The sequence below is a fragment of the Endozoicomonas acroporae genome, assembly GCF_002864045.1.
Taxonomy (GTDB): Bacteria; Pseudomonadota; Gammaproteobacteria; order Pseudomonadales; family Endozoicomonadaceae; genus Endozoicomonas; species Endozoicomonas acroporae.
The window spans coordinates 1-4731 of record NZ_PJPV01000104.1; the positions used below are offsets into that span (position 1 = coordinate 1).

Consider the following 4731-nt stretch of genomic DNA (forward strand, 5'->3'; position numbering starts at 1 on the left):
ATTCCCTGATGTTTACTGGCCTTGGGAAGGCTAGCTGTAAAAAGCAGAGGTGCTTCAATTATTTTTCAAGATAAATTTCAAGCAGAACTGAAAGGGTACAGGATTTCTGAAGTGCATTCAGGCGTAGTGATTTCAAGCATCTATCAAGGATAGCTGAACAGGGCTATTGATGCTTGAATAATAGATTTAGCGAATGGTTACAACTAGCTCTCGTCCAAAAACACAACCAATTGAAAACTTTAAAATTTATCTTGAAAAATAATTGAAGCACCTCTGCTTTTTACAGCTAGCCTTCCCAAGGCCAGTAAACATCAGGGAATGCTAAAAACAGAGGGCTTCAAATGCGCAAAAAACGTAACCCGCAGTGTAGTATGGAACTTCATTACGTTCCTCATGAAATCTGTACTCAGCTTTCCGGAATATCTCAGTGGCTTGATGCTCATCCGCAGTTCAATGACCGGGTTTATGAAGACTTGAATTCTGGTGACAAACAAAACACTGGCAGAAATGGCCTGTCAGCAGAATCTGTTCTACGTGCCGCATTGTTAAAAGCCTATCTGGACTGCGATTACGACTACCTGTCATTTGTTCTTATGGACTTATTAGTCTTCCGTCCTGAATTTTTAAATATCTGTTTTTTTCATACAAAAATTGAAATTCCGAATCCTACCTTCTAATGGATATTTTTACTGATTTATTTGAGTAAAAATGTGCATGAACGTCCTCCTTTATAAAGACCTCCACTTCTATTTTATAGAGTACATTTGTACCAGATAAACTGTCTCAGTTACACAATGCTGCCAAACATAAAGTGGCGGAAAATACAGAATAAATTGATCCGCTATCTCAGATTACAAGCATAAATTGGCCGGAATTATCGGGTAAATTCTCTATATGAGACTATTGTACTCTATTTTTTCAGGGGAAATGCCCGGATCGGCCATTTTATGCTTTGAAGGACAGCGGCCAATAAAACGATGACTCTAACGCTCCCGGATAACCGGCAGTTTTCCGTTATCTTTGATCGTTCTAATAATGGGGCTCCCATTGAGGCACAACAGCTTATGCCGTTTGCCTACCCGGACGATAGCGACCATTACCTTCTTACCCTTCGATTGCTAACCGTTCACTAAGGCTGAGAGGAGGCGATCGGGACTGTAAATATTCCTTCAGCTTGACGACTGAAAAGCGGGGGGGCAGTACCTTCTGAATTTTTACTGGAACTCTGGGTCGTTTCAGTTAAATTAGAAATCAGTGGCAAAATCATCTGAGTTTTTAGCTGAATTGACTGACTGACGATACTGCTTTTTGCGCTCCCTTTCGCGCTCGGCGTAAGCGGGATCTTTGCGAAGCTCTCTTTGGCGCTCCCTTTTGCGCTCCCTTTCGCGCTCGGCGTAAATGGGATCTGTCTGGTAGCGCTCCCTTTGGCGCTCCCTTTGGCGCTCCCTTTCGCGCTCGGCGTAAGCGGGATCTTTGCGAAGCTCTCTTTGGAGCTCCCTTTTGCGCTCCCTTTCGCGCTCGGCGTAAGCGGGATCTTTGCAAAGCTCCCTTTTGCGCTCCCTAACGCGCTCGGCGTAAGCGGGATCTGTCTGGTAGCGCTCCCTTTGAAGCTTCCTTTTGCGCTCCCTAACGCGCTCGGCGTAAACGGGATCTGTCTGGTAGCGCTCTCTTTGGCGCTTCCTTCTGCGCTCCCTAACGCGCTCGGCGTAAGCGGGATCCTTGCGAAGCTTCCCTTGGCACTCTCTTTTGCGCTCGGCAAGTGAAGAACTGCCCTCAACATTAACTTCTGCCTGGGTTGTTTGGTTATCACTTGTCGCTTGGTGCATGTATAACGGATTAACGACAGCAACTGGCCGTAAATCTTGTGAACTATGAGTTCCGGCAGAAACATTATGTAAACCTGAGCTTGTATGATTCGCCGTTGTTTGCTCTCTAATTTCAAGCTCGTCCCACGATATTAGCTCCTGAAAGGGAGTACTTGGTGTTAGTAATAATGGATTATTAACGGGTTTATCATTAGGCTGGTAAGGGACATATTCATCAAGAATAGATTGTGGTATCTCTGGAATACCTGTTCCAGAAGCGTTTTCTGAATCGAAGTTTGTCAGGGATGTAATATTATATTCATTCAATGAAATAGAATGATTAGCTTCATTTTGATATGTATCTGGTCCGCTATTGTAAGTAGGAATAGGGTTCATCACTTGAACTGGTATGCCTTGATAAATAGGCTGCTGTTCGGTGGTACCAAATTGCTGTTCTTGATCTACTAAACCTGATGCGCTGGAACAAAGATAAGAAAAAGAAGCATCGAATGAAGGAAGTTGATTGATTTGATCCATTGAATTATTGAACTATCGAATTACAGATTAAGACCACGCTTTCTTATAAAAGTTCCTCCCTTTCGCCCCCACTGTGTCAGGATAGTTGTCCCGGCTGCTGATTAACCAAAATAGTTAGACAGTGGGCGGCAGAAGTTTAATGTGCCGAGTTATCCAAAAGAACGTAAAGCTGCGGTTGTGAAGAAACTGTTGCCTCCACATAATCGTTCAGTGCCTGATGTGGCCAGAGAGGAAGGCATTAGCAAACGTTGTACAATTGGCGGAAGACGTTACGGGATAAAGGTTTACCTGTGCCTGGGAATGAACATAAGTCGGATCAATGGTCTGTTGAAGCCAAGTTTGCTGTCGTTGTTGAAACAGCGACTTTATCGGAAACCGAGTTGAATGAATAAGTAGTTAACCAAATGAAATCATATTTTCTGACTAAGTGGACAGTCACTCTGCGGCGTTACAACTCCGGTCACATAGCTACGGCTATGCTCCCTGCGTTGTGCCTTGCATAGTAACTGTCCACTTAGCCAGAAATATACGATTCCATTTGGCCAACTACTTCTTGTCGTAAAAAAGGGCTTTATCCTCAGCAGATAAAAGACTGGAAGCAGGCTTGTATTGCCGGTGCAGACCAGGTTTGCCAGCGCGCTCGCACTGAAAACAAGCAGATACAACAAGAACGCAAATGTATTCAGGCACTGGAAAAAGAGCTCCATCGAAAGGACAAGGCGCTGGCAGAAACCGCAGCTTTGCTGGTGCTGTCAAAAAAGCTCGATGCCTTCTACGGGATAAACAGCGAGGACAACTGACTCCTGTAAATGAACGCCAACAACTGCTGACCTGGTTTGATGAAGCCACAGCAAATGGCGCTTCCCGTTGGAAGGCGGCTGAGCAACTGGGAATCTCCCTGAAAACACTGAATCATTGGCGCGATGATAACGGTGTGGTGTTGGTTGACAAACGCCTGGATGCCTTGCGTCCTGAGCCTTCTAATAAACTGACCGCCGAGGAGGAGCTGCGTATTCTGGACATCTGTAATCAAAAGGAAAATGCGAGCCTCCCGCCGTCACAAATCGTACCTGCGCTTGCCGATAAGGGCGTGTACGTGGTGGCTTCGGAATCCAGCTTTTATCGGGTGCTGAAAAAACATGGTCAGCTTCATCATCGTGGACGGACGAAAAAGCGCTCAAAGAGCAAGAAGCCAACAACCCATATTGCCACAGGCCCTTACCAGGTTTGGTGTTGGGATATCAGTTATAGTGTGCTCGGAATCCGGAGCTGGCAAGAAGCCAGTCACCGGATCACGAGTTTATCTGGAATCTGTTATGCACCGTTCAGGAAGAACAACATAGCAGCTGTTTCCCGTTGAGGGGAGACATGAGTCTGAGCGACAGTGACCTGCCGCACACTGGCAGGGTGATGTAACTCGCTGACAACGGGAACTGAGGCGAAGCCGTTACGCCAAGATGGTTCTCAAGACTGAGTGTCGGAAGGTTGAGGAACACGAACCGGTTAATCCGCATCTGTGGGTTGAAATGTCGCCTCCTCCTACACGGCTTAACAGGTGGAATACAAAGACAGCAGAAGCATAGGTAGCGCTGAAGCTGCAATCTGAGCCAGACAAATAGGCTGGTAACAGTGGTCTTATGGAGTTCACTCAACCAGTCCATAAGCTTTGTATCGACTTGCGGCAAGCAAGGGTAAAGACTGCGACCGGCAGCCTCCCCGACACGTTTGAGTCCAGGTAAATCGACCGAGGAAGGTCTGTTCAGATGTTAAGGAAGTATGGCTCCGATGATGAACAGGCCGGCAGAGTTCCCGTAGTAGTCCGAGATGGGGAAAGCCCATTACATGGCAAAGGGGAACAGCTCAGCAGATTTGCAGGGCAAATTATCTGACCCTCTTTAAGAGAACGAGGTGAAGACCTTTGATAATCAGAGAAATGCAATGCAAGTTAGCAACATGGGCAACCAAGGATGAAAGTCGACGGTTTGACCGTCTCTTACGATTAATTGCTGAACCGATTTGGCTGCAGGAAGCCGCTCGTATCACACTGGCCTCATCTGGTGCTCATACGCCAGGGGTTGACGGCATGACGAAGATATCGCTTGAAGGTCGTCTCCCTCAGCTTATTCTGGCCATTCGTGAACAGTTACTGAATGGAACCTATCAACCTTTGCCAGCTCGGCGGGTCTATATCCCGAAAGCTAATGGCAAAATGAGACCCTTGGGGATTCCTACCCTCAGGGACCGCATTGTGCAAAGAGCCATGCTGATGGTCATGGATCCTATCTGGGAAAACGACTTCCATCGTCTATCCTATGGCTTCAGGCCAGAACGCAGTGTTCACCATGCGATTCGTAAGTAGTTGGCCAAATGGAATCGTATATTTCTGGCT

General features: G+C 46.5%; 5 protein-coding genes and 1 pseudogene. 5 read left to right on the forward strand and 1 reads right to left on the reverse strand.

Features of this window, described 5'->3' with window-relative positions:
- The first annotated feature begins 341 nt into the window (after window positions 1–341).
- Both CX664_RS17025 and CX664_RS26510 read left to right on the forward strand, forming a co-directional pair.
- A complete protein-coding gene (locus CX664_RS17025; RefSeq protein ID WP_101747903.1) occupies window positions 342–677 on the forward strand; it encodes a hypothetical protein in 336 nt (111 codons plus the stop codon).
- 300 nt (window positions 678–977) lie between these two features.
- Entirely contained in the window at window positions 978–1133 is a 156-nt protein-coding gene (locus CX664_RS26510; RefSeq protein WP_163372365.1) for a hypothetical protein, read from the forward strand.
- Window positions 1134–1244: 111 nt separating this feature from the next.
- On the opposite strand, the gene CX664_RS17030 is transcribed toward CX664_RS26510, so the two are convergent.
- Complete coding sequence (locus CX664_RS17030; RefSeq protein WP_146000086.1) at window positions 1245–1826, reverse strand: hypothetical protein; 582 nt, start codon at window positions 1824–1826, stop codon at window positions 1245–1247.
- Between the two features lie 657 nt (window positions 1827–2483).
- On the opposite strand from CX664_RS17030, the pseudogene CX664_RS27530 reads away from it, so the two are divergent.
- From CX664_RS27530 to CX664_RS28460, 3 genes and pseudogenes are all read left to right on the forward strand, one after another.
- Window positions 2484–2731: pseudogene (locus CX664_RS27530) on the forward strand (transposase); the annotation flags it as partial.
- Window positions 2732–3018: 287 nt separating this feature from the next.
- Window positions 3019–3702, forward strand: a complete 684-nt coding sequence (locus CX664_RS17035) for a COG3415 family protein (protein WP_101747905.1) — start codon at window positions 3019–3021, stop codon at window positions 3700–3702.
- 723 nt (window positions 3703–4425) lie between these two features.
- Complete coding sequence (locus CX664_RS28460) at window positions 4426–4701, forward strand: reverse transcriptase domain-containing protein (RefSeq protein WP_441081356.1); 276 nt, start codon at window positions 4426–4428, stop codon at window positions 4699–4701.
- Window positions 4702–4731 lie beyond the last annotated feature (30 nt).

What these genes read in the sequence shown, in the direction of transcription:
- CX664_RS28460 (WP_441081356.1), top strand. Translation starts at nt 4,426, where the DNA reads ATGACGAAGATATCGCTTGAAGGTCGTCTCCCTCAGCTTATTCTGGCC.
- CX664_RS17025 (WP_101747903.1), top strand. Translation starts at nt 342, where the DNA reads ATGCGCAAAAAACGTAACCCGCAGTGTAGTATGGAACTTCATTACGTT.
- CX664_RS26510 (WP_163372365.1), top strand. Translation starts at nt 978, where the DNA reads ATGACTCTAACGCTCCCGGATAACCGGCAGTTTTCCGTTATCTTTGAT.
- CX664_RS17030 (WP_146000086.1), bottom strand. Translation starts at nt 1,826, where the DNA reads ATGCACCAAGCGACAAGTGATAACCAAACAACCCAGGCAGAAGTTAAT.
- CX664_RS17035 (WP_101747905.1), top strand. Translation starts at nt 3,019, where the DNA reads ATGTATTCAGGCACTGGAAAAAGAGCTCCATCGAAAGGACAAGGCGCT.